Source organism: Nonlabens sp. SY33080 (assembly GCF_011784885.1).
GTDB lineage: Bacteria > Bacteroidota > Bacteroidia > Flavobacteriales > Flavobacteriaceae > Nonlabens > Nonlabens tegetincola.
The window spans coordinates 2,570,988-2,596,778 of sequence record NZ_CP050461.1; the positions used below are offsets into that span (position 1 = coordinate 2,570,988).

Consider the following 25,791-nt stretch of genomic DNA (forward strand, 5'->3'; position numbering starts at 1 on the left):
AGAAACAGCTATTATGGATTCTAATATGATTACATTAATTGCAGCAGTTGTTATTTTCTTAACACTTATTCTGTTGCTAGTATCTTTGCTTTTAGGAGCAAAATCAAAGCTTTTACCGTCAGGTCCTGTGACCATTAATGTAAACGGTGAAAAAGATATTACTACTGATTCTGGAGGAACTTTATTAGGTACTTTGGGTAATAATAAATTGTTCTTACCATCAGCTTGTGGTGGTGGTGGAACTTGTGTTCAGTGTAAATGTATTGTTACTGAAGGTGGTGGTGCTATCCTACCAACTGAGGTTCCACATTTTACTCGTAAAGAGATTGCAAATGGATGGAGATTAGGTTGTCAGGTTAAGGTAAAACAAGACATGAAAATCGAAATTCCTGAAGAGGTATTTGGAATTAAAAAATGGGAGGCAGAGGTTGTGCGTAATTACAATGTAGCTTCTTTTATTAAAGAGTTCGTAGTACGTCTTCCTGAAGATATGGATTATGAAGCTGGTGGATACATTCAAATCGAGGTTCCTAAATGTGAAGTTCGTTTTGAGGATATGGATATCACTGCTCACCCAGAGGAGCATGACACGCCAGACAAATTTCAGGCAGAATGGGATAAATTTAATTTATGGCCATTAGTAATGAAAAACCCTGAAACTGTAGAACGTGCTTACTCGATGGCTTCTTTCCCTGCTGAAGGTAGAGAAGTAATGCTTAACGTACGTATTGCTACGCCGCCATGGGATCGAGCTAAAAATGGTTGGATGGATGTAAACCCTGGTGTAGCTAGTTCTTACATTTTTAATCAGAAACCAGGTAATAAGGTAGTGATATCAGGACCTTATGGAGAGTTCTTTATTAATCACAGTGATGCAGAAATGCTTTACGTGGGTGGTGGAGCAGGAATGGCACCTATGAGATCTCACTTGTACCACTTATTTAAAACCTTGAAAACTGGTCGTACAGTTACTTATTGGTATGGTGGTCGTTCAAAGCGTGAATTGTTCTACATTGAGCATTTCCGTGAGTTAGAAAGAGAATTTCCAAACTTTAAGTTCTTCATGGCTTTAAGTGAACCAATGGAAGAAGATAATTGGAAGCTTAAAGATGATATCCATAGTGAAGGTGATGGTTTCCAAGGTTTCATACACCAAGTGGTAATTGATCAATATTTATCTAAGCATGAAGCACCAGAGGATATTGAGCTATATTTCTGTGGTCCTCCATTGATGAATCAAGCGGTTCAAAAAATGGGTGAAGATTTTGGAATACCTGATGAAAATATCAGATTTGACGATTTTGGAGGTTAATACTTCTCAATTATATTAAAAAACCCAGCTTTAAAAGCTGGGTTTTTTATTTCATTCAATTGCGAAAATGGAATTTATTTACTCTAGTTGTACAGGTAAATAAGCAACTGCTTTAATTTCTATCAACAAGTGCGGATGCGGTAATTGATGCACGGCTACTGTGGTTCGAGTAGGACCAGAATAATCAAAATATTGAGCGTAAGTTTCGTTGTAACCACCAAAGTCGTTCATGTTAACGAGAAACGTTGTTATATCAACTACGTTCTTCAAACTAGCTCCTTGAGTCTTTAAGATACTATCGATGTTTTCTAGAACTGCTTTGGTTTGCTCTTTAATATCGAGATTTGTGGTTCCCATTTCATCCACTTCAACACCTGCAAACGTGTTGTCTGATCGTCTACTGCTCGTTCCTGAAATGTATAAAAAGTCTCCAACTCTCTTTACATGTGGATATTTACCACGTGGCTTTGCTTTTCCTTCTATTACTCCCATAATTAATTTCTAAACCAGAGAATATCCTTAGTCTTACGAGATATTTCAAATAATAAATCGTTTTCATGATCCTCTGGACTGATTATATTTTCTTTTAATAAGTATAAAATAGCTCTGTCTTGCGCTCTTCCTTGAAGCATGGCTTCTCGGTATGATATGCCTTCTACTGGAAATGTAACTAGTGAATATTTGGATTGATATTCTTCTTTGGCAAAATGAGACTCCAATAGCATTTCAATTTGACGTTTTTTCTTAAAGTCACTATTTGCTACACTATCACGCATCTCAATAAAATTATCAAGAGCAAGATCTGCTATCGCGTCAGTATTAGGTTTTCTTGTTTCTGCGAAATCACTGAATGCTTTGCTCCAATATTTATTGCGGTCTAATGTCAAATCAAAATCAACTACATCCTCAAAACTGGCATTCATACCTTGTCCATAGAATGGTACGATGGCATGTGCAGCATCACCAATTAAAAGGCTTTTACCGTAAGCATCCCACGGATTACATTTAATAGTACCTAACGGTGGAGTAGGATTATTATTAAATTGCTCGACAAGATCTGGTATGTGTGGAACAACATCACTAAAATAGGTGTTGAAAAACTCAATAACACTGCGATCATTTTTTAAATCTTCAAACGAAGGACCTTCTTTACTTTTATAATCTAGGAATAAAGTAAGTGTAAAGCTTCCATCTAAATTAGGTAACGCAATAAGCATGAAACCACCTCTAGGCCAAATGTGTAAGGCATTTTTTTCTATACGCCAACTTCCATCTTCTGCAGGAGGAATACTTAATTCTTTATAACCATGAGGTAACCATTCAATACTATGAGAAAACAAAAAATCTCTTTGTTTGACCATAGCCTTACGAACGGCGCTCCCAGCACCATCAGCACCAAAAATTAAATCAGCCTTCCATGTTTTTTCTTCGTTTGACTCGCTATCATGATATGTGATAGTAGTGTTCTCTAAATCTACATGTAAAACTTCATCATTGAAATCAATTTGCACATCGTCATATTTATCTGCTTCATCCAATAATAATTTATTGAGTTCTTCACGAGATATCGAATTGATGTACTCACCTTCTCGACCACTGTAATTTGAAGTAAATGTGCTACCATCTATATTGTGTATTAACCTGCCGTGCATAGGAATACATAAATCCTTGACTTTTTCCTCAAGACCTACAAGTTTTAAACCTTTAAGGCCGCGATCAGAAAGAGCAAGATTTATAGATCTACCACCATCTACTTGTTGAGACCTCATGTCTGGTCGTTTTTCTAAAATGTCAACCTTGTATCCTCGTTGTGCCAGACGCAACGCTAATAGTGAGCCACATAAACCAGCCCCAGAGATTAATATTTTTGTGTCTTTATTGTTTATTTCCATAAGCTTATGCCTACTGTTTTTACATTTCTTCTTTAAGAATATTTACAAATTTCCAGCAATCCTCATAGTTATTATATAAGGGAACAGGTGCTATACGTATTACGTCGGGTTCTCTCCAGTCAGCTATCACACCGCGAGCACTTATAGACTCAAATAGTGATTTATCTGCATTCTTAACAGCTAGTGATAATTGACAACCTCTTTGACTGGATTGTGTAGGTGTTATAATGCTTATTCTATCTGAATTGATTTGTGTTAACAAGAATTCTAGATAATTGGTAAGTTGAATTGACTTATTTCTCAAATTATGGAAACCTGCTTCATTGAATAATTCTAAGCTCGCCTTTACCGCAGCCATACTTAATATAGGAGGATTTGAAAGTTGCCAGCCTTCGGCGCCGTAGATGGGATCAAAATCATCACGCATTTTGAATCTAGTTTCTTTATTGTGTCCCCACCATCCGGTAAATCTGGGCAGTTCATTATTTTGAGCATGTCTTTCATGTACAAAGCAACCTCCTAAACTTCCTGGTCCACTATTTAAATATTTGTAAGTACACCAAACAGCAAAATCGGCACCAGAATCGTGAAGTCGTAAATCAACATTACCGGCTCCATGTGCACAGTCAAAACCTACTAATGCTCCATGTTGATGTCCTAATTGAGTAATTTCCTTTAAATTAAAAAACTGTCCAGTGTAGTAGTTTACCGCACCTACCATTACAAGAGCGATTTCATCTTTATTTGTCTCTAGTAAATCTTTTAAATCTTCTAGATGAGGAGTATGCTCTCCCTTTCTAGGTTTCCATTCAATTATAGCTAGGTTAGGATCGTGTCCATGAAAGCTTGCTTGTGATGCCACAGCATATCGATCACTGGGAAAAGCATCGGCTTCAATAATTATTTTAAAACGTTTTGGCGTAGGTCGATAAAAGCTCACCATCATCAAATGTAAATTTGTGGTAAGTGTATTCATTATTACTACTTCATGTGGATGAGCACCCACAATAGTTGCCATATTCTTAGTTAAAAACTCATGATAAGGCATCCATGGATTTTTGGCATGGAAATGACCTTCAACTCCTAGATTTGCCCAATCTTCAAGTTCTTGATTTAACTGATCTTTTGTGGCTTTAGGTTGTAACCCTAGAGAATTTCCACAAAAATATATGCTGTTTGTGCCATCGGTGTGTTTAGGTATGTGAAAGCTTTCGCGAAAGCGAGATAATTCATCTTGTTGATCTAATTCTAGTGCGTAGGTTAGGCTGGTATCTTTATTCATTTGATTTGATTACCTTAATATCTGAAAAATAAATATTTGTGTCGCCATCTAAAGTGATATGGTTTGTGGCGATGTTTAATCCCTCATAACTTTGATAGTCTTCAAAAGTAGTTTGCATGGTTGGTAAACTATCATTTTCTTTTCTATAGGTCCACTCTCGAACGGTATTATTTTGGTCATAATACAGGTCATAGGCGTCACCTGGTGTGTAACCTGCTTTATTATCATATAAAATGGTGATCATGTTCAGGCTATCCTTTGATATAGGAGCTTGTTTAATAATAGGAGTTGATAAGGTCGTTCCTTTATCCCAAACTAATTTGAATTGTGGTAATAGCCAATACACATCATTGATAAAGGCTTGATCAGCGTTTAGGGCTGTACTATCCATTTTTTTATTTCTATAGTAAACGACTTCCTTTTGTTTGGATTTTAATTTGATGAGATCTGAATTAACATTCCATGTCCAATTTCTATCCATTATCTTTTCTCCAAAGCGACTTACATTGAATGTGAATTGTATTTCTTCAATATCCTCCCAAACTGATAATCCGGTAGACTGTGCGATTTGCTGTGCAGGAGTTAAGCTGGTTTCTTCATTGTTAGTCTTCAATGTTTCATCCACGTTGCTGTTATTATTTTTACAGCTTAATAAAAGACTTGCCACAAGAGCAAAAAATACAATTCTCATAGTATCTGTTTTGATTGTCTAAAAATACAAAGAACAATAGTTTATGAAATGGTAAAGCTTTATTAATTACCAAGAGTAAGCTATGTCAAAAAAGTACTTTTGTACTTTATGGCAAAGAGAGTTTATAAAGGACAATTATCTTCAGGTAGAAGACTGGGTATTATACTGGTGTTAGGTAGTTTAATCGCTATTGGACCTTTTTCTATCGATGCATATTTACCTGCTTTTAAACAAATAGCTGGAGACTTTAAGGTAGATGTTAATGCTATAAGTCTTACGTTAACTACCTACTTTATAGGTATAGGCCTGGGGCAGCTCGCCTACGGGCCATTGATGGATCGTTTTGGTAGGCGTAAACCTCTCATTGTTGGACTTGTTTTGTATATAGGTACAAGTCTAGCTAGTGCTTTTGCCTATGACGTGATAGCTCTCGCAACATTGAGATTTTTTACAGCACTAGGTGCATGTGCAGGTATGGTAGCTAGTAAAGCGATAGTAAGAGATTTATTTGATGAAGAGGAAGTCGCTAGCGTGCTGTCCAATTTAATGTTAATCATGGGTATTGCACCTGTGATTGCCCCTGGAATAGGTGGATGGGTAGTGACTCATTTTCACTGGCAAATAATTTTTTATGGTCTAGCAGGTTTTGCAACACTTATGTTGTTTAATATTATCTTTTTTCTCCCAGATAGTGTAACTCCTAATCGTGCTACTAGTTTAAAACCGGTTCCTGTGCTTAGAGAATATTGGACTATTTATAAAAATAAAGCCTTTTTTCTCTTCAGTACCACACGTGGATTTATCATAGGAGCTCTACTTGGGTATGTGGCTGCAGCTCCTTTTATTTTTATGGAGTTTTTTGAAATGTCAAAGACTGAATTTGCATTTGCCTTTAGTAGCAATGCTGCAGGTCTAATTGCAGGTAGTCAAATAAATCGTTTATTTTTAAAACGATACACGACTTTTGAGATAACGTATGTGGTGAGTGTTTTACTCATTGTTTTTACAGGTGTATTGACAATACATTTGGCGACTATGACACCTGAATTTTGGATCGTATACCCATCTTTATTCTTAATGATGACGGCTATCGGATTTCAAAACCCCAATGCAACTGCTTTGGCTCTTCAGCCATTCACTGCAAAGGCTGGTAGTGCAAGTGCATTTGTAGGAGCTGTTAGTATGATTTACGGTTCACTGGCTAGTTGGTATGTGTCTAAATTTGTCAATGATGCTCTTTTGCCTCTTGCATTATTACTGTTGGGTTGTGCTGTTTTTGGTCATCTTGCTGTCGAGATTTTTAGAATTAAATATGCTCGAGGTTATCAATTTGCCAAAAACTACCTCAAACACCCTTACAAAGCAATCAAACGAGAAGATAATTATTCTTAAGTACGCTTTCGCGAAAGCGTACTATTAAACTAATCCCTAGCATAAATACTAGGAATATGAAATATAGATGTAACAATCTATAACAGCTCTAGTCTTTAAAGTACCAAAAGACTAGATATGAAAATATTACCGTGGTTGTTGTTTATGACAACATGGATGTGTGTTTGTAAAGCATATTCCAATGATTTAATTGTTGAAGAAATTTCATTCCCAGAGGCAACGAAACTGAGTGATAACACCTTGCGCATGCCATTTAAATTTGCTGGAAGATTGATAACTGTACAAGCAAAGGTTAACGGAGAGTCGGGTCCTTTTATTATTGATACAGGATCCTATGGACTGGTACTTAATAAACGAATTTATAATAAAATAGCTACGGCAGGTAGAACAACGTATTCTATTGAACGAGAAATTCCCAATGTACAGGGAATTGCGGTATACAGTTTTAATATTGATGGTTTTAAAATTAATTCCAAAAATGCAGATGTAGTAGATTTAAGCCATATTGAAAAAGAAAAACATACCGCTATTAATGGTATAATAGGATACGATACATTTAGACGATTTGAACTATATATTGACTTTTATTTGGAACAGATTACCTTTTTTAAGATCGATAGAAAAGGCAATCGTATTGATGAGAAATATTTAAGCGAACAAATAGTAGACACCTTAAGTTTTAAACGGCGCAAGCACTCGATTATTCTTGATTCCAATATTAATGATATAGATGTTACCTTTGTTTTGGATACCGGAGCAGAAATAAATCAATTAAGCAACAAATTAGATTCATTAGTTTATAAAAATTTTCAACCTCTCAAAAGATTGGAGTTAATGGGGATGGATGGTGGTAAGAAAGAAGTGATTGCTGGAGTTTTCAAAAATCTAAAGTTTACTAATGCTGTACAGAATGAAGAAATGCCAACTGTATTATCAACTATGACCTATGCAGCAAATGCATACGGGACTCAAGTGGATGGTGTTTTAGGGTTTTGGTTTTTAAGAAATCGTAGAGTTTTAATTAATTATCGTAAAAAGAAATTGTTTTTTACAAAGTGGCCTGAATAAATGAAACTATTTATCACCTTTTTAATTTTTTTTATCAGTCTCATGATTATGGGACAAGATGATTATGGTTATAGAATTGATGGTGAGGATATCGTATTTAAATTTGATGTACGGGACTATTCGATGGTTACTATTAATGATACACAAGTTAAACTTGATCTTTCTGATATAAACATAAAGAAAGTAGCTGTAGCTGGAACCTTTAATAAATGGGCTAAGAACGACTGGAAACTCAAGAATATAAAAAACGGTGTTTATGAATTGAGGAAAAAGATTAAATATTTAAATACCGATAGTGGAGCTTCATTTAAATTCGTAATTAATGATAAGTTTTGGGTTGAGCCACCTGCCATTGCGCCCAATCGTGAGCAGCTTACCTTGGATGATATTTTTGTAAGTGTTTATAATTTAAAATTGAATGAGATTAAGGAGTCTGAAAATGGAAATCATACATTTTATTTACACGGTTATTCAAACGCTCAACGGGTAGTTGTCACAGGTACATTTAATAATTGGGATGAAAATGAATTTGAGTTGGAATGTAAAGACGGTTACTGGGAACTTACCTTAGATCTACCAATTGGAACACATGAGTATCGGTATATTGTCGATGGCCAGTGGATGAGAGATCCTCATAATCCTAAGAAGAAGCCCAATGAATACAATGAATTTAATAGTGTAATAACTAAAAGGAAATTACAAAAATTTAGATTGAAAAACGTTGATTTTAAAAATGTGTATTTAGCAGGTGATTTTACAGACTGGCAAAATAACAAGCTTCAAATGAATTTGATTAATGGGTTTTGGGAAATAGAAATACCATTAACACGAGGCGTTCATCATTATAAGTTTATAGTGGATGATATTTGGATAGTTGATCCTATGAATAACAGTGTTCAATATGATAAACATGATCATATTAACTCTGTAATTCTTATTAAGTAAAACTCTTCTTCTTTATATAACATCAAAAACGTCTTTCAACGGAGGTGTTGAAAGACGTTTTCTCACTAACCAACCAATAATTAATTATTCACGTACAACGCTCCCAGAAGGAAATGTTGCAGCAACATTGTTATTAAAGTTTTGTGCATTGGGTGCTGTCATAGAATTGGCAATTGCCGCAAGAGGTTTTAGAGTGAATGGAGCAGGGCTGTTGTCTGGAACAGGTTCTACAGTAATTACAACATTTCTTCCAACTACGCTAAATGGTAAAGACTCACCCATTGGTAAATTATTAAAAAAGTCTTCTCCTGGAACTGGTGGACCTGCATTGTTTTGAGTTCCTGAGAACGGGTTGCCTGAATCTCGGGTATCAAAATCGGTAAAGGTTCCTGTTGATATAGGACCGGCGTCGCCTACTACCCAACCTTCATAAATCCATCCATCTGGTAAAACGGGTAATGTAAAGTCGGCAGTTGGAGGCATTCCAGGTAGACCGAACCATACACCGCTTTCGTCATTACCGTTATTTCCCATTGTCTCATCGGTAGGAGTTCTCAGGAAGAAGGAACCACTAGCATTAGTAAAATCTCCAGGAGCTGGTCCAAAGTTAGTGTCCACAAGGGCTGTTGTCCCAGTGAATGCGCCAGCTATATATTTACTATCAGCAGGATCGGGACTTGGATCTGGATCAGGCTCAATGGTAAGGATAAAGGCAGTTGCAGCATCCAAATCATTTGAATCGATTTCGAATTCGTTTTCGCTTAAGTCTCCATTAGCATCAACATCAAATGTACCTGTACTTATAGGAGTACCATCTACCATAACCCAGCCTTCATATTTAAAATCGTTTCCTAAATCTTCTAATCCTTGAAGATTAATAGTTAATGTTTTTGTTTGAAGTTCAGCATTTGAATCATTGTCATTTGAACAGCCTACTATCGAGAGTAAGCCCAGGATAAGATATGAGAAGTTTTTATTCATGATTAAAAGTTTAATTTTACTCTACAAACTAATGATAATGTTATCTCAATCCTGTCACGTAAAATTCAACTTTCATATTTTTTATGTGATTCTTTTGTGATAAGGATAAGTTTAATTTGAATTATGGAGTATACAATTCTTATCGTAGAAGATGATATAGAGATAATAGATCTTCTTACTATTCACATGAAGGATCTAAATGCAAATGTGCATGTCGCAGATAATGGTAGGCTTGGCTTGAGAAAGGCAATGGAGTTCGACTATGATTTAATTCTATTGGATTTATCAATACCTGAATTAAGCGGGATAGAAGTTTGCAAGGAATTGAGAAAAACTAAAAACACTCCTATAATTATGGTTACTGCAAAATCCGAGGAGATTGATAAAGTCCTAGGTTTAGAAATTGGTGCAGATGATTATATAACCAAGCCATTTTCAGTAAGAGAATTGAAGGCTAGAGCAAAAGCTGTTATGAGAAGAACTGATATAAGTAATAAGAAAACAGAAAATGCCTCAAGTAATGAAATGGTTTTTGGTGATTTAAATTTAAATGTTGAAATGAGACGTGTAACCTTAAATGGGCATAAAGTGGAATTATCACCTAAGGAATTTGATCTCTTAATTTTATTAGCAAGTCATCCTGGTAGGTCTTACAGTCGATCAGAGTTACTGGATGTTGTTTGGGGTTATAACTTTTCTGGTTATGAACATACAGTAAATAGTCATGTCAATAGATTGAGAGCCAAAATTGAACCGGATATGTCAAATCCATTATATGTATTGACCACTTGGGGAATAGGTTATAGATTTAATGAAGAAGTGTAATGACTACTGGTAAACAATCTACATTAACTCCACGACTAGTATTTAAACTATGGATAGCACTTTCAGGGTTAATCATAGGAATGGCATTTTGTTTTATTGTGATTACTAATTATTACTCAAATCAACATCATCAAGCTACGCAACAAGAGATTCACGCTCCATTAGCCCAGCATTTAATAGAAGAAAAGTTTGCCACAACTTCCGCTTTTAATCAGGATGGTTCTGTTAATAAGGAGGTCTTTGGGAGTTTAATGCACGATATGATGGCAGTGAATAGAAGTATTGAAGTTTACTTGCTGGGTCTAGATGGTGAAGTATTATATTCTGTGGTACTAGATCATAGTCCTGGAGAACCATCTAGGTATGTTGATGTTGCTCCGATTGAAAATTTTGTAAATACTAACGGTAAAAATTTTTGTTTAGGGGATGACCCTAGAGCTACGGGAGAAAGAAAAATTTTCTCAGCAGCCAGATTAACCAACCAACTCAAAGATGGTTACATATATATTATACTATCAGGAGAGGCTTATCAATTGGCGAGCAACAATATTTTTCAGAAATACATAAAAAGTTTTGGATTGGGTGCTATAGGCTTGACAACTTTCTTCACTTTGTTGGTAGGTTTTGTTTCTATTTGGTTTTTAACTAAAAACTTAAGAAAAATCACCTCTGTAGTCCAACGATTTAAGGAAGGGGATTTTAATGCGAGAATAGAAAACGCAGATAAATCTGATATCAGTGTTTTGGCAAATACATTCAACACAATGGCTGACACGATTTGTCAAAATATTGAGGAAGTTAAAAAAGTTGATTCATTAAGAAGGCAGCTTATAGCGAATGTGTCACATGATTTAAGAACACCATTAGCAATATTAAAAGGTTATTCAGAAACATTATTAGAAAAGAAACATTTGCTTTCAGAAGGAGAGAAACAGAAATATTTAGAAATTGTCAACTCTAATAGTGATAAGCTTTCTAGATTAGTGGAACAATTATTTGAGTATTCTAAATTAGAGGCTAAACAGGTGAAACCAGAAAAAGTAAAGTTTTCAATTACCGATTTGTGTCTAGACTTAGTATCTAAGTACCAATTAAAATCCAAAACGGAAAATATTGACTTAATATTTAATATTGAAAAAAAGGAAAATATTCTAGTGTACGCTGATATCGGATTAATTGAACGGGTTTTACAGAATCTAATAGACAATGCTTTTAAATTTACAAAGGCCGGTGGGGTAATTACTTTAGATTTGGGTAAATCTAAGTCACAAAATAAAATAAAAATTTCTGTTGGCGATTCTGGCATAGGAATTAAAGAAAGTGATCAATTGATGATATTCGATCGATTTACGCAAAATGATTCTCAAAATAGATTCACAGGTGCAGGTATAGGATTGTCGATCGTTAAAAAAATTCTTGAACTACATGATTCAATTATTAGGGTCGACAGTAAGATTGGTAAAGGCACAAAGTTTACGTTTCATCTTCAAATGAATTAAATTATAAGAACGCTTTAAACAGTTTATTTACGGTAATATAAAAATTTTGATTTTTTTCATTTTGTAAATAAATGATTTGAAGGTGTTTAAGGGTTTGTTGTAATTTTTTTCAAATTTTTTTGTCATAAAAGTTTGTTTGGTAAGAAAAAGTGTGTGTATATTTGCACCCGCTTTGGGAAACAACGATGTTTACATAAAGCGATAGTTCTTCAAAAAGGTTGAAAATATTTGTAGCGGATTGTGAGGATTTCGCATCAAATTTTCGGTCTAGATATTTTGAAGTAGTTCATTGAAAATAATGATTGACAGCACAGCGATACTGTTTTTGTATTGATTAATACAAAGGCAAGTATTGGTAAGAAAATAAAAATAGACACATGTACGCTAATTGAGGGTTCTTAAAAGAGGTTTTTGGAGTTATTCTAATAAATGATCTTTAAAAGATTCTACGATGAAGAGTTTGATCCTGGCTCAGGATGAACGCTAGCGGCAGGCCTAACACATGCAAGTCGAGGGGCAGCATAGATAGCTTGCTATCTGATGGCGACCGGCGCACGGGTGCGTAACGCGTATACAACCTACCTATTACTGAGGGATAGCCCGAAGAAATTTGGATTAATACCTCATAGTATTATAAGATGGCATCATTTAATAATTAAAGGTTACGGTAATAGATGGGTATGCGTCCTATTAGCTAGATGGTGAGGTAACGGCTCACCATGGCAACGATAGGTAGGGGTCCTGAGAGGGAGATCCCCCACACTGGTACTGAGACACGGACCAGACTCCTACGGGAGGCAGCAGTGAGGAATATTGGACAATGGAGGCAACTCTGATCCAGCCATGCCGCGTGTAGGAAGACGGCCCTATGGGTTGTAAACTACTTTTGTACGGGAAGAAATACAGTCACGTGTGATTGTTTGACGGTACCGTAAGAATAAGCACCGGCTAACTCCGTGCCAGCAGCCGCGGTAATACGGAGGGTGCAAGCGTTATCCGGAATCATTGGGTTTAAAGGGTCCGTAGGCGGGTAATTAAGTCAGTGGTGAAATGCAGGGGCTCAACTCCGGCACTGCCATTGATACTGGTTATCTTGAATTATTGTGAAGTGGTTAGAATATGTAGTGTAGCGGTGAAATGCTTAGATATTACATAGAATACCGATTGCGAAGGCAGATCACTAACAATATATTGACGCTGATGGACGAAAGCGTGGGGAGCGAACAGGATTAGATACCCTGGTAGTCCACGCCGTAAACGATGGTTACTAGCTGTTTGGATCGATTGAGATCTGAGTGGCCAAGCGAAAGTGATAAGTAACCCACCTGGGGAGTACGTTCGCAAGAATGAAACTCAAAGGAATTGACGGGGGCCCGCACAAGCGGTGGAGCATGTGGTTTAATTCGATGATACGCGAGGAACCTTACCAGGGCTTAAATGCAGTATGACAGATTTGGAAACAGATTTTTCTTCGGACATATTGCAAGGTGCTGCATGGTTGTCGTCAGCTCGTGCCGTGAGGTGTCAGGTTAAGTCCTATAACGAGCGCAACCCCTATTTCTAGTTGCCAGCACATAATGGTGGGGACTCTAGAGAGACTGCCGGTGCAAACCGTGAGGAAGGTGGGGATGACGTCAAATCATCACGGCCCTTACGTCCTGGGCTACACACGTGCTACAATGGTAGGGACAGAGAGCAGCCACTTCGCGAGAAGGAGCGAATCTACAAACCCTATCTCAGTTCGGATCGCAGTCTGCAACTCGACTGCGTGAAGCTGGAATCGCTAGTAATCGCATATCAGCCATGATGCGGTGAATACGTTCCCGGGCCTTGTACACACCGCCCGTCAAGCCATGGAAGCTGGGGGTGCCTGAAGTCGGTGACCGAAAGGAGCTGCCTAGGGTAAAACTAGTAACTGGGGCTAAGTCGTAACAAGGTAGCCGTACCGGAAGGTGCGGCTGGAACACCTCCTTTCTGGAGTTCCTGAAATAATGGAACGAAACAAGGGATAGTTTCAAGACCTTTAACACTCAATTAGTGTGTGTTTATTTTAAAAAGCAAGTCAATCAAGAAATAGTCGCAAGACACTCAGTCTCATAGCTCAGCTGGTTAGAGCGCTACACTGATAATGTAGAGGTCGGCAGTTCGAGTCTGCCTGAGACTACGATGTCTTAGGTAGTTATTGAGTAGATAATTATAGCTAAGAGATAAAGTTCATTTATAGAATTTTAATGGAAATTCTAGAGGTTGAGGATTCTAAATTCGATATTCTGAATTCAGTATTTAGGATTCGTCATGGGGAATTAGCTCAGCTGGCTAGAGCGCCTGCCTTGCACGCAGGAGGTCATCGGTTCGACTCCGATATTCTCCACGATTGATTAATAGAAATTTAATCATTAAACGTTCATTGACATTTTGAAAAGATCAAAACGAGCATTAGTTCTAATATTAATTAGGATTAATACAAGATAGAAAAAATAATATTACTATATATCGTTGTATAGTAATAGGTATCATAAGCAAATAAGGGCGTATGGGGGATGCCTAGGCTCTCAGAGGCGATGAAGGACGTGATAAGCTGCGATAAGCTGCGGGGATTGGCACATACGATGTGATCCGCAGATTTCCGAATGGGGCAACCCGGCATGTTGAAGACATGTCACCAGTAATGGAGCAAACCCGGTGAACTGAAACATCTAAGTAGCCGGAGGAAGAGAAAACAATAGTGATTCCGTCAGTAGTGGCGAGCGAACGCGGAAAAGCCCAAACCAATTAGGTTACGGCCTAATTGGGGTTGTAGGACTACAATATTTGATGCTAAAAGAATAAGAATCCTTTGGAAAGAGGAGCCAAAGAAGGTGATAGCCCTGTATTGGTAATTTTAGTTATTGATAGTAGTATCCTGAGTAGTGCGGGGCACGGGAAACCCTGTATGAATCTAGCGGGACCATCCGCTAAGGCTAAATACTCCTGAGAGACCGATAGTGAACCAGTACCGTGAGGGAAAGGTGAAAAGAACCCTGAATAAGGGAGTGAAAAAGAACCTGAAACCATACGCTTACAAGCGGTCGGAGCCTTCGGGTGACGGCGTGCCTTTTGCATAATGAGCCTACGAGTTACCGTTGCTAGCAAGGTTAAGTGTTTCAGACACGGAGCCGTAGCGAAAGCGAGTCTGAATAGGGCGCGATAGTTAGTAGTGGTAGACGCGAAACCGTGTGATCTACCCATGGGCAGGGTGAAGCTGTGGTAACACACAGTGGAGGCCCGAACCGGTTGACGTTGAAAAGTCTTCGGATGACCTGTGGGTAGGGGTGAAAGGCCAATCAAACTCGGAAATAGCTCGTACTCTCCGAAATGCATTTAGGTGCAGCGTTGATTTAGTTTTATAGAGGTAGAGCTACTGATTGGATGCGGGGGCTTCACCGCCTACCAATTCCTGACAAACTCCGAATGCTATAAAATGATGATCAGCAGTGAGGGCATGGGTGCTAAGGTCCATGTCCGAAAGGGAAAGAACCCAGACCATCAGCTAAGGTCCCCAAATGTATGTTAAGTTGAAAAAACGAGGTTGTACTGCTTAGACAGCTAGGATGTTGGCTTGGAAGCAGCCATTCATTTAAAGAGTGCGTAACAGCTCACTAGTCGAGCGGTACGGCATGGATGATAATCGGGCATAAACATACTACCGAAGCTATGGACTCCATTGAGAGTGGTAGGAGAGCATTCTAATTGTGTTGAAGGTGAACTGTGAGGTTTGCTGGAACGATTAGAAACGAAAATGTAGGCATAAGTAACGATAAAGGGGGCGAGAAACCCCCTCACCGAAAGACCAAGGTTTCCTCAGCTATGCTAATCAGCTGAGGGTTAGTCGGGTCCTAACGCGTACCCGAACGGGGAAGTGGATGGATAACAGGTTAATATTCCTGTACCTGCTCACAATAAAAGTGACGGAGGTGTGAATTTGGTGCGTACTGACGGAAATGTACGTTGAACCAACTGTTAAGGTTGGGATAGTACCACAAGGCTACGGCTACGTGGATAATCCAGAGGAGCAACTTCCAAGAAAAGCAAGTGAAGCAGCCCGTACCGTAAACCGACACAGGTGGTTGGGATGAGAATTCTAAGGTGCTCGAGTGATTCATGGCTAAGGAACTAGGCAAAATAGACCTGTAACTTCGGGAGAAAGGTCCCCTATTTAATAGGGCGCAGTGAAAAGATCCAAGCGACTGTTTATCAAAAACACAGGGCTCTGCAAAATCGAAAGATGAAGTATAGGGCCTGACACCTGCCCGGTGCTGGAAGGTTAAGAGGAGGGTTTAGCTTCGGCGAAGATCTGAATTGAAGCCCCAGTAAACGGCGGCCGTAACTATAACGGTCCTAAGGTAGCGAAATTCCTTGTCGGGTAAGTTCCGACCTGCACGAATGGTGTAACGATTTGGATACTGTCTCAGCCATGAGCTCGGTGAAATTGTAGTATCGGTGAAGATGCCGATTACCCGCTACGGGACGAAAAGACCCCGTGCACCTTTACTATAGCTTAGTATTGATTTTGGATAAGTAATGTGTAGGATAGGTGGGAGACTATGAAGTGACGTCGCCAGGCGTTGTGGAGTCATTGTTGAAATACCACCCTTTGCTTATTTGAAATCTAACCCAGAAATGGGGACATTGCTTGGTGGGTAGTTTGACTGGGGTGGTCGCCTCCAAAAGAGTAACGGAGGCTTCTAAAGGTTTCCTCAGCACGCTTGGTAACCGTGCGTAGAGTGCAATGGCATAAGGAAGCTTGACTGAGAGACATACAGGTCGATCAGGTTGGAAACAAGAGCATAGTGATCCGGTGGTTCCGCATGGAAGGGCCATCGCTCAAAGGATAAAAGGTACGCCGGGGATAACAGGCTGATCTCCCCCAAGAGCTCACATCGACGGGGGGTTTGGCACCTCGATGTCGGCTCGTCACATCCTGGGGCTGGAGAAGGTCCCAAGGGTTGGGCTGTTCGCCCATTAAAGTGGCACGCGAGCTGGGTTCAGAACGTCGTGAGACAGTTCGGTCTCTATCTGTAGTGGGCGCTAGAAATTTGAGTGAATCTGACTTTAGTACGAGAGGACCGAGTTGGACTGACCGCTGGTCTACCAGTTGTTCCGCCAGGGGCATTGCTGGGTAGCTACGTCGGGAAGGGATAAGCGCTGAAAGCATATAAGCGCGAAACCCATCACAAGATGAGATTTCTTTAAAGGGTCGTGGGAGACTACCACGTTGATAGGTCATAGGTGTAAAGGCAGTAATGTCATAGCCGAGTGATACTAATTACCCGTAAGCTTAGATACCTCTATCTACTTGTATTGATTTTGAACTTTTCAAAATGTCAACATATACAGTTGGATTATTTTAATTTAACTGAAACCTTTAAGGTGGTTATAGCAATGGGGCTCACCTCTTACCATTCCGAACAGAGAAGTTAAGCCCATTAGCGCAGATGGTACTGCATTTGTGGGAGAGTATGTCGCCGCCTTCTTTTAAAACCCTTATCAATTTGATAAGGGTTTTTTGTTGTGGTAAACTTTGTTAACGATATCTTAGGAACTTCTTAAATATGTATGGTGTATTTTTCTTGAAATTTATAATTCATGAAAAAATATCTTTTTTTGAGTTTGCTTTCCTTTGTATTGATAACTACCCAAGGATGTAGTACTTCTTCGAAAGCAAAAGGCTCAAAATCTCAAGTTGTTGCTAGTTCTAAAGGCAAAAAGAAAGGCGGTATGCAACCTTATAACAAGGTAATTACCTCTAAAGCTCAAACAGATCCAGGTCTTTTCTCCGTACACTTTTTGGAGGATAAATACTATTATGAAATACCCGATTCTTTATTAAATAGAGAAATGTTGATGGTGACGCGTATTGCAAAAACTGCTTCTGGAATTGGTTTTGGTGGCGGTAAACAAAATACTCAAACCTTGAGATGGCAACGAAATAAAAATGATATCTTACTAAGAGTTGTTTCCCATCAAATTGTAGCTAACGATTCTTTACCAGTAAGTTTAGCGGTTGAAAATTCTAATTTTGAACCAATTCTTTACAGTTTTCCAATTAAGGCTATTAAAAAGGATAGTTTATCTAATAACCTAGTCATTGATGTTACTAATTTTTTCAATAAGGATGTTAAGGCGATTGGATTTCCTCAAAACTCTAGAAAACGCTACAAAATAACTAGGTTAGATGATAGTCGTTCTTATATTGACACCTTAAGATCTTATCCACTCAATATAGAATCGAGGCATGTTAAAACATATTTTTCCTCTGATCCACCATCTAATTCAAGTGTTCAATCAATATCACTTGAAATTAGTAATTCAATGATTTTGTTACCTAAAACGCCTATGAAGCGTCGTTATTTTGATCAACGTGTAGGATGGTTTGCAAGAGGTCAACAAGATTATGGATTAGATGAACAAAAAACCAAAACTGTTCGCTATTTAGATAGATGGAGATTAGAAGTTAGAGAGGAAGACAGGCAAAAATTCCTTAATGGAGAATTGGTTATTCCTAAAAAGCAAATTGTTTATTATATAGATCCGGCCACTCCGCAGAAATGGAGAAAATTTATCAAGCAAGGTATTGAAGACTGGCAAGTGGCATTTGAGGCAGCTGGGTTTAAAGAGGCAATTATCGCTAAAGACCCACCAAGTAAAGAAGAAGATCCGGATTGGAGTCCGGAGGATGTGCGTTTTTCAACAGTAAGATACCTAGCATCACCTATACCTAATGCTAATGGACCTCATGTTAGTGACCCTAGAAGTGGTGAAATTCTTGAAAGTGATATTAACTGGTATCATAATGTAATGACTCTTTTACATAATTGGTTCTTCATTCAAACTGCGGCAATTAATCCTGATGCCAGAATGAATAAGTTTGATGATGAAGTTATGGGTAGGCTCATAAGATTCGTTAGTGCACATGAGGTTGGTCACACATTAGGACTGCCACATAATATGGGAAGTTCAATAGCTTATTCTGTTGAAAATTTAAGGGATGCAGAATTCACCAAAAAATATGGTACTGCACCATCCATAATGGATTACGCAAGATTTAATTATGTAGCTCAACCGGAAGATGGTGATGTTGCCCTAATGCCTAATATTGGTCCGTATGATAAATATTCAATCATGTGGGGTTATAAACCAATTTTAGATAAGACAGCCGAAGAAGAGAAGGAAATATTAGATTCCTGGATAAATGAAAAATCAGGCGATCCTATGTACCGTTTCGGAAGACAGCAATTCGGTGTTGTTGATCACACTAGTCAAACGGAAGATCTTGGTGATGACTCTATGAGAGCTAGTGAATACGGTATCAAAAATTTACAGCGCATTGTTCCTAATCTAATCGAATGGACGGGTGAAGAAGGTGAAAATTATAGTGAATTAAAATCTATGTACGATCAGTTATTAGGACAGTATAATCGATACATGGGCCACGTAACTGCCAATATTGGTGGGGTAAAAGAAACATATAAAGCTTATGGTCAACAAGACGGAGCTGTATATGAGCATGCGAGTAGAGATAAGCAAACGAGAGCTATGAAGTTCTTAAATGAGCAATTATTTTCAACACCTAAGTGGTTAATTGATCAAAATATTTTCAATAAAATTGAATCTGACGGTGCAATAGAAAGAATTAGAGGTGTTCAAACTAGAACCCTTAATAATTTATTGGATTTTGGTAGAATGTCAAGATTAATGGAGAATGAAGAGGTTAATGGTTCAAACGGATATGGTTTATTGGAAATGATGAATGATCTTAGATCGGGATTGTTTAGTGAGTTGAAACGCGGACAAAAAATAGATCGATATAGACGTAACTTACAACGTGCTTATATAGAACGTTTAGAATTTATAATGAATAACGAACAACCTAAATTACCAGCTCGAGTAAGAGCGTTTGCTGGTCAAAGTAGTGTTGATGTTTCTCAAAGTGATATAAGACCAATTGTTAGAGCTCAACTTAAAACATTATTAAGAGATGTTACAAGAGCTTCTAATCGAACATCAGACGAGATGACTAAATACCATCTAAATGATTTGAAAGAACGAATAGATGATATTCTTAATCCAAATGATTAGTTTTAAATTTTACTAGAAAAAAAGGTATGATGAAAATCATACCTTTTTTAATTTAACAATGTATTTATTTGTATTTAAGGCTTAACTTGTCCTATGGTGGTATTTTTTAAATGTAATTCATTCTTATAAATATTAAAATATTGAACAAAGCTCTTATCGCCTTTTTTTTGAGTATATTTTATTCCGCCTACGGCGCTTCTCAATCTTGTGTTTGTTTTAGAGAAAATATTGCTACAGATTACAAAAATGTTGATTTTATCGCTCATGTACGCATAAATGAAGTGTACTATAACTACCCTATTGAGAATCAAGATTACGTACGTTTTGATATTTTAGAAATATTAAAAGGTCCAAAAAACAACTCTATGATTATACAACAAGAAGTTGGTAACAACATCAATAACGATAAATGTAGATTGTATCTAAAAGCAAATGATGAACTTTTGATATTCGGAAATTTGGATAACGGGCAACTAATTTCTAAGCCTTGTCTAAGAAATAAGTTTGCTATGGATTCAGGTTTTGTGACAGAATTGAATAAGTATCGAATGCTTCGTAAACATCATAAGTTGATTACAGATTCTAGGACTTTTTGCACTCAATTCAATGATAATATACAATTTAGTACTACTCTACAAAGTATTCTCATAAAATCAAATTCAAAATTGATTGGAATTTATGCAGTCGTTTTTAATGATGATCAAACTATCAATAAAACAGAAGTAGTTGAGTCTCTATCAAGGGAAATTGATGTAAAAATCCAAATAGCCCTTATAAAGTCATCTTGGGCGCAATGTGCGGTTAATAACAATAATAAATTTATTGTTGTTGTTCACAAAACATCTGATGAAAATGGAACTAGACTATTCTTGCACTAACTTTTTATTTGATAAAAAATAAAAGCCTGCCGTAAGCACAAAGAGTAATAATGGATGAATTAAAAAACGCCTGATATAAAATATTATCATCTTTGACGAGTCTGGAGATATGTGTAAAAGTGTAATAAAGGAAGTCATTAAAATAATATAGGCAAATACATAAACCCATAGCGCTGCCTTTATATAATCTAATTTTTTATACAAAAGCCCAATAATACTCAATGAAATAAGGGAATTAATAGCGTAACGCAGGGTCGTATAAAATCCTGTTGTAACTATATTAATAGATGGCAAGCTCATGTTTTGAAAATCTGATAGATAGAATTGTTTTAATTCATCTATAAATAATAAATCTTCAAAAACTCTTACACTTATTAATAACCCGATTAATAGAATAATTAATAAGTATCTATATAGTTGGTACATGTTTGGATTTTGGTTTTTTGAGCCAATACAACCACAATAAAACAGTGGTTCCATAGATTATAGCTGGAAAAATTATCTCATGGGACACATGAGTAAGGGTCGGATAATCGGCATAGATAATTCCTAATAACACCAATCGGGTAAGGTTGATAGCGTATATTATAACTACTCCAATTAATAGAAATAGTATAGTTTTTTTCCACGCTTTCGCGAAAGCGAGAATAAACGCGCAAAACAAGATCATAACACTTACTGCATTACATCCTTCAATAATTCTAAATAAGAGTTGTTCATTAGAGTAAACAGCTACAGATGGATGTCCTGCACTATTCATCGTTTGCGCATTATACCCTATTAAACTTAATAACTCTTGTGTCTGGAAACTTATTTGAGAAGTAATTGGATCAGGATAGTGATAACTGCCATAATCAAAACTCAAATAGAAATAATAGAGGATTGAGAGCCCGATATACAGTCCTCCAAAAACGGCAACAAATTTAAACACAGGTATATAAGGTCTAAGTGATGAAAGCATTTGTATATTCTATGTTAAAACTGTTAAGTAATCAGCTGTGGATATTAGTTTTGTAGCTTCAAAAATACTACAATGAATATAAACGAATTGAAACCAGCTATTCTTAAAATCATAGGAAGTTCTAATGGTACGGTAAAGGATAAAATGCAAGCGGTTTGTGAATTGCTTCAAGTTAACCTGGAAACTTACGATTGGGTTGGTTTTTATATGGCTCATGAGTCCGAACCTACATTGCATTTATGGGCACAAGCTGGAGAGCCTACTGACCATACGGTTATTCCATTTGGTAAAGGTATTTGTGGGCAAGTGGCTGTATCTAATCAAAATTTTGTAGTTGACGATGTTACTGCACAAGATAATTATATAGCTTGTAGCATATATGTAAAAAGTGAAGTGGTAATTCCAATGTTTAAAAATGGTAAGAACATAGGTCAAATTGATATTGATAGCAATACACCAAAAGCATTTGACGAAAAGGACGAACGTTTTTTAGAATGGGTAAACGAACAAATTGCAGCTATCATTTAAACCTTGCGAATAGCCTTTTCCCATTCCCAAGCACTGGATAATGCGGATTCTAAGGAATGCACGGCTTTCCAATTTAAAATATTATTAGCCTTGCTGGTATCTGCATAAGCTTCAATCACATCACCTGGTCTACGATTCACTATTTTATAGTTGAGTTCTAGACCAGTTGCTTTTTCAAAGGTTTTCACTACTTCTAGTACTGTATTACCAGTACCTGTACCTATATTAAAGGTTTCAAATTTAGATTGTGAATTATTATTCAATAGTCTTTCAAGTGCAGCTATATGAGCCTTGGCTAGGTCAACCACATGGATATAATCTCTGATTGCCGTTCCATCTCTAGTAGGATAATCTTGTCCAAAAATAGAAAGCTGCTCTCTTATTCCTATAGCAGTTTGAGTAATGTAAGGAACAAGATTTTGAGGAATGCCATTTGGTAATTCGCCGATTAGGCAACTCTCATGAGCTCCTATAGGATTAAAATATCTTAGACTTATACATTTGAAAGTAGAACTTGTTTTACAAAGATCATTAATTATTTCTTCACCTATTTGCTTAGTATTACCATAGGGAGAAGCTGCTGGTTTTATAGGAGCTTCTTCTGTGATAGGCATAACATCTGCTTGTCCATATACGGTACAAGAAGAACTGAAAATAAAAGAGATGTTCTTATCCTTAAGTTGTTGAAGTAAATTTACTAATGCATTAATATTGTTTTCGTAATAGAGTAAAGGGTTCTCTACACTTTCACCTACTGCTTTAGACGCTGCAAAATGAATTACTCCGTCTATATTTTTTTCCTTAGTAAACAGATTGTTAACTTGATTTTTGTCTCTTAAATCAATTTGATAAAAGGAAGGTTCTTTTTTAGATATTTTCTTGATTCTATCCAAAACATCTTTACTAGAATTAGATAAATTATCGATGATTACAACCTCATAATTTAATTCCAGTAGTTCTACAACAACGTGTGAACCTATATATCCTAAACCGCCTGTTACTAATATTTTCATAAAAGCAAATGTAAACGAACTTCTCTACATGAAGTAACCATAAACAAAAAATGCTGCTCACACAGGAACAGCATTTCTTATCAAAATATAAGGGGAAAATTAATCTCTAAGTAAAGCTCTTGAAATTACGATTTTCTGTATTTCACTTGTGCCTTCATAGATTTGAGTGATTTTTGCATCTCTCATTAAACGCTCTACGTGATATTCCTTCACATAACCGTTACCACCATGAATTTGTACAGCCTCTACACTAGTTTCCATAGCAACCTGCGATGCAAATAATTTTGCTGCTGCACCACTTACATCATAGTTATTACCCATGTCCTTATCCCAAGCACTTTGCATTACCATGTGACGTGCTGCAGTAATATTGGTATACATATCAGCCAGTTTAAAGGCGATTGCTTGGTGGTTACAAATTTCTGTACCAAAAGCTTTCCTTACTTTAGAATAATCTCTAGCAAGTTCATAAGCTCCACTTGCTATACCCAAGGCTTGAGCAGCAATCCCTATCCGACCACCAGATAAAGTTTTCATGGCAAATTTGAATCCAAATCCATCTTCACCTATTCTATTTTCTTTAGGAACTTTTACATCATTAAAAATTAATGAATGAGTATCACTACCTCTAATTCCTAATTTATCTTCTTTAACACCGATTTCAAAACCGTCCCAACCTTTTTCTACAATAAAAGCGTTGATTCCACGGTGTTTTTTCTCGCGATCGGTTTGTGCAATTACTAGGTAATAGTCTGCGGTACTTCCGTTAGTGATCCAGTTTTTAGTACCATTAAGTACATAGTGGTCACCTTTGTCAATAGCAGTAGTTTTTTGTGAAGTTGCATCACTACCAGCTTCAGGCTCACTTAAACAAAATGCACCTATAGATTCACCTGTTGTAAGTTTAGTTAAGTATTTTTCTTTTTGAGCTTCGTTACCGTAAGTATCCAGTCCCCAACAAACTAGTGAGTTGTTAACCGATACGATTACAGATGCACTTGCGTCAATTTTTGAAAGCTCTTCCATCACAAGGACATAAGAAATTGTGTCCATTCCACCACCACCATACTTAGGGTCGGCCATCATACCTAGAAATCCTAGTTCACCCATTTTTTTTACCTGTTCTGCAGGGAATCTTTGGTGAGTATCCCTTTCTATAACACCAGGAAGTAATTCTGTACGTGCAAAATCTCTTGCCGCATCTCTAATCATTAAATGCTCTTCAGTAAGGCCAAAATCCATGATAGTTCTATATTGTTTGAGTTATTTTTAAGTTTGCAAATTTAACTTGTTTACACCTTTTTACCTCATAAAATACCTATGAATCATCAGTACTATAACGTTTTAGGAGTCATGTCAGGTACATCATTAGATGGTGTAGATATTGCACACGTTCAATTAGTACGTGAAAAACAGTGGACCTTTACAATTTGTAATGCTGTTTGTATTCCGTATTCCGCTCAATGGAAACGTAGATTGAGTCAGGCTGTACATAGTTCTTCTGTAGAAATTGAAAATCTTAATAAGGAATATACCTTATACTTAGGTCAACTTGTTAAAAAATACCTCGATCAAAATCCTATTGAAGACTTAATTGCCGTTTGTTCTCACGGTCATACTATATTTCACAAGCCAGAACAAGGATATACCCTTCAAATAGGAAATCTTCTAGAGATAGCGTCTATTATCGGTCATCGAGTTGTTTGCGATTTTAGAGTCCAGGATATTTTGCTTGGTGGGCAAGGAGCACCATTAGTTCCTATAGGAGATCAGCTTCTATTCAATGATTATGATTACTGTTTAAATTTAGGTGGATTTGCAAATATTAGTCATGATTCTTGTGATGGTCGCATCGCTTATGATATTTGTCCAGTTAATACGGTACTTAATCATTTTTCGTTGCTGTTGGGTAAGGAGTATGATGAGGATGGCGCTTTCGCGAAAGCGGGAAAAGTACAAACACCTTTACTCGATAAATTGAATGATATACCTTATTATGGGATGAATCCACCGAAGTCACTAGGTATAGAATGGGTTAATCAATATGTATTTCCTTTATTACAGAATTACGATATAAAGGATGTTCTTGCCACTTTTGTAGAACATGTAGCGATACAAATAACAAAAGTTATCACGTCTAAAAAAAGAATTATTTGTACAGGTGGTGGTGCATTTAATACATATTTAATGGATAGAATTAGGTATCATTACGACGGTGATCTCGTTATTCCAGAATCAAAGATAGTAGAGTATAAAGAAGCATTAATCTTTGGGCTGTTAGGAGTACTTCGATTGCGTAATCAAGTAAATTGTTTAAGTAGTGTGACAGGTTCGCGACATGATCATTCAAGTGGTCAAATTTACCTTCCTTAAGAAATTGTAAAACCTGCTTTTTCTTCATCTAGC

The 25,791-nt window shown here is 37.0% G+C and carries 19 protein-coding genes, 2 tRNA genes and 3 rRNA genes; 15 read left to right on the forward strand and 9 right to left on the reverse strand.

Annotation, left to right across the window (positions count from 1 at the left end):
* Positions 1–25 precede the first annotated feature (25 nt).
* The gene (nqrF, locus tag HCN53_RS11615; RefSeq protein WP_105018569.1) at positions 26–1,312 is read left to right on the forward strand and encodes an NADH:ubiquinone reductase (Na(+)-transporting) subunit F; all 1,287 of its coding nucleotides are present in this window, start codon (positions 26–28) and stop codon (positions 1,310–1,312) included.
* Between the two features lie 78 nt (positions 1,313–1,390).
* Here nqrF and HCN53_RS11620 read toward each other — a convergent pair whose 3' ends face one another.
* The 4 genes from HCN53_RS11620 to HCN53_RS11635 are packed head-to-tail and all read right to left on the reverse strand — an operon-like array spanning position 1,391 to position 5,177.
* Positions 1,391–1,804: a RidA family protein gene (locus tag HCN53_RS11620; RefSeq protein WP_167343047.1), complete on the reverse strand. Its 414-nt coding sequence runs from the start codon at positions 1,802–1,804 to the stop codon at positions 1,391–1,393.
* A gap of 2 nt (positions 1,805–1,806) precedes the next feature.
* Complete coding sequence (locus HCN53_RS11625) at positions 1,807–3,204, reverse strand: FAD-dependent oxidoreductase (RefSeq protein WP_167343048.1); 1,398 nt, start codon at positions 3,202–3,204, stop codon at positions 1,807–1,809.
* Between the two features lie 19 nt (positions 3,205–3,223).
* Positions 3,224–4,486, reverse strand: a complete 1,263-nt coding sequence (kynU, locus tag HCN53_RS11630) for a kynureninase (RefSeq protein ID WP_167343049.1) — start codon at positions 4,484–4,486, stop codon at positions 3,224–3,226.
* Positions 4,479–5,177: a selenophosphate synthetase gene (locus HCN53_RS11635; protein ID WP_167343050.1), complete on the reverse strand. Its 699-nt coding sequence runs from the start codon at positions 5,175–5,177 to the stop codon at positions 4,479–4,481. The genes kynU and HCN53_RS11635 overlap by 8 nt, the downstream gene beginning before the upstream one ends.
* Positions 5,178–5,285: 108 nt before the next feature.
* Here HCN53_RS11635 and HCN53_RS11640 point away from each other — a divergent pair, with 108 nt between their 5' ends.
* The 3 genes from HCN53_RS11640 (at position 5,286) to HCN53_RS11650 (ending at position 8,582) form a co-directional block, all read left to right on the forward strand.
* Complete coding sequence (locus HCN53_RS11640; RefSeq protein ID WP_105018313.1) at positions 5,286–6,569, forward strand: multidrug effflux MFS transporter; 1,284 nt, start codon at positions 5,286–5,288, stop codon at positions 6,567–6,569.
* Positions 6,570–6,686: 117 nt separating this feature from the next.
* Entirely contained in the window at positions 6,687–7,637 is a 951-nt protein-coding gene (locus tag HCN53_RS11645; RefSeq protein ID WP_167343051.1) for an aspartyl protease family protein, read from the forward strand.
* The gene (locus HCN53_RS11650) at positions 7,638–8,582 is read left to right on the forward strand and encodes a hypothetical protein (protein ID WP_167343052.1); all 945 of its coding nucleotides are present in this window, start codon (positions 7,638–7,640) and stop codon (positions 8,580–8,582) included.
* 84 nt (positions 8,583–8,666) lie between these two features.
* Here HCN53_RS11650 and HCN53_RS11655 read toward each other — a convergent pair whose 3' ends face one another.
* Positions 8,667–9,563 carry an anti-sigma factor gene (locus HCN53_RS11655; RefSeq protein ID WP_167343053.1) on the reverse strand — a complete coding sequence of 299 codons (897 nt, stop codon included), beginning with the start codon at positions 9,561–9,563 and terminating at the stop codon, positions 8,667–8,669.
* 123 nt (positions 9,564–9,686) lie between these two features.
* Between HCN53_RS11655 and HCN53_RS11660 the strand changes: the two genes are divergently transcribed.
* The 9 genes from HCN53_RS11660 to HCN53_RS11700 all read left to right on the forward strand — a co-directional run bounded on the left by HCN53_RS11660 (position 9,687) and on the right by HCN53_RS11700 (position 20,883).
* Entirely contained in the window at positions 9,687–10,388 is a 702-nt protein-coding gene (locus tag HCN53_RS11660; RefSeq protein ID WP_167343054.1) for a response regulator transcription factor, read from the forward strand.
* Positions 10,388–11,887: a sensor histidine kinase gene (locus HCN53_RS11665; protein WP_167343055.1), complete on the forward strand. Its 1,500-nt coding sequence runs from the start codon at positions 10,388–10,390 to the stop codon at positions 11,885–11,887. Before HCN53_RS11660 ends, HCN53_RS11665 begins: the two co-directional genes overlap by 1 nt.
* Before the next feature lie 448 nt (positions 11,888–12,335).
* Positions 12,336–13,861 (forward strand): 16S ribosomal RNA (locus HCN53_RS11670).
* Between the two features lie 116 nt (positions 13,862–13,977).
* Positions 13,978–14,051: transfer RNA gene (locus HCN53_RS11675), tRNA-Ile, on the forward strand.
* A 133-nt stretch (positions 14,052–14,184) separates the two neighbouring features.
* Positions 14,185–14,258: transfer RNA gene (locus HCN53_RS11680), tRNA-Ala, on the forward strand.
* Between the two features lie 141 nt (positions 14,259–14,399).
* Positions 14,400–17,212 (forward strand): 23S ribosomal RNA (locus HCN53_RS11685).
* Positions 17,213–17,292: 80 nt separating this feature from the next.
* A 5S ribosomal RNA gene (gene rrf / locus HCN53_RS11690) occupies positions 17,293–17,400 on the forward strand.
* The 16S, 23S and 5S rRNA genes sit together here with 2 tRNA genes alongside, the layout of an rRNA operon.
* A 112-nt stretch (positions 17,401–17,512) precedes the next feature.
* Positions 17,513–20,005 (forward strand): zinc-dependent metalloprotease, encoded by a 2,493-nt coding sequence (locus HCN53_RS11695; RefSeq protein ID WP_167343056.1) that lies wholly within the window; start codon positions 17,513–17,515, stop codon positions 20,003–20,005.
* 167 nt (positions 20,006–20,172) lie between these two features.
* Positions 20,173–20,883, forward strand: coding sequence for a hypothetical protein (locus HCN53_RS11700; RefSeq protein ID WP_167343057.1), 711 nt, complete (start codon positions 20,173–20,175; stop codon positions 20,881–20,883).
* On the opposite strand, the gene HCN53_RS11705 is transcribed toward HCN53_RS11700, so the two are convergent.
* A complete protein-coding gene (locus tag HCN53_RS11705; RefSeq protein ID WP_167343058.1) occupies positions 20,869–21,309 on the reverse strand; it encodes an exosortase F system-associated membrane protein in 441 nt (146 codons plus the stop codon). The two genes, HCN53_RS11700 and HCN53_RS11705, sit on opposite strands and share 15 nt — an antisense overlap.
* Complete coding sequence (gene xrtF, locus HCN53_RS11710) at positions 21,293–21,844, reverse strand: exosortase family protein XrtF (protein ID WP_167343059.1); 552 nt, start codon at positions 21,842–21,844, stop codon at positions 21,293–21,295. Before xrtF ends, HCN53_RS11705 begins: the two co-directional genes overlap by 17 nt.
* Before the next feature lie 72 nt (positions 21,845–21,916).
* Here xrtF and HCN53_RS11715 point away from each other — a divergent pair, with 72 nt between their 5' ends.
* Complete coding sequence (locus HCN53_RS11715) at positions 21,917–22,372, forward strand: GAF domain-containing protein (RefSeq protein ID WP_167343060.1); 456 nt, start codon at positions 21,917–21,919, stop codon at positions 22,370–22,372.
* On the opposite strand, the gene galE is transcribed toward HCN53_RS11715, so the two are convergent.
* Together galE and HCN53_RS11725 are read right to left on the reverse strand one after the other, a co-directional pair.
* Positions 22,369–23,385 (reverse strand): UDP-glucose 4-epimerase GalE, encoded by a 1,017-nt coding sequence (gene galE, locus HCN53_RS11720; protein WP_167343061.1) that lies wholly within the window; start codon positions 23,383–23,385, stop codon positions 22,369–22,371. The two genes, HCN53_RS11715 and galE, sit on opposite strands and share 4 nt — an antisense overlap.
* A 99-nt stretch (positions 23,386–23,484) precedes the next feature.
* On the reverse strand, positions 23,485–24,627 hold the full coding sequence (locus HCN53_RS11725) for an acyl-CoA dehydrogenase (protein WP_060523164.1): 1,143 nt from the start codon (positions 24,625–24,627) through the stop codon (positions 23,485–23,487).
* A 78-nt stretch (positions 24,628–24,705) separates the two neighbouring features.
* On the opposite strand from HCN53_RS11725, the gene HCN53_RS11730 reads away from it, so the two are divergent.
* A complete protein-coding gene (locus HCN53_RS11730; RefSeq protein WP_167343062.1) occupies positions 24,706–25,758 on the forward strand; it encodes an anhydro-N-acetylmuramic acid kinase in 1,053 nt (350 codons plus the stop codon).
* The last annotated feature ends 33 nt before the right edge of the window (positions 25,759–25,791 follow it).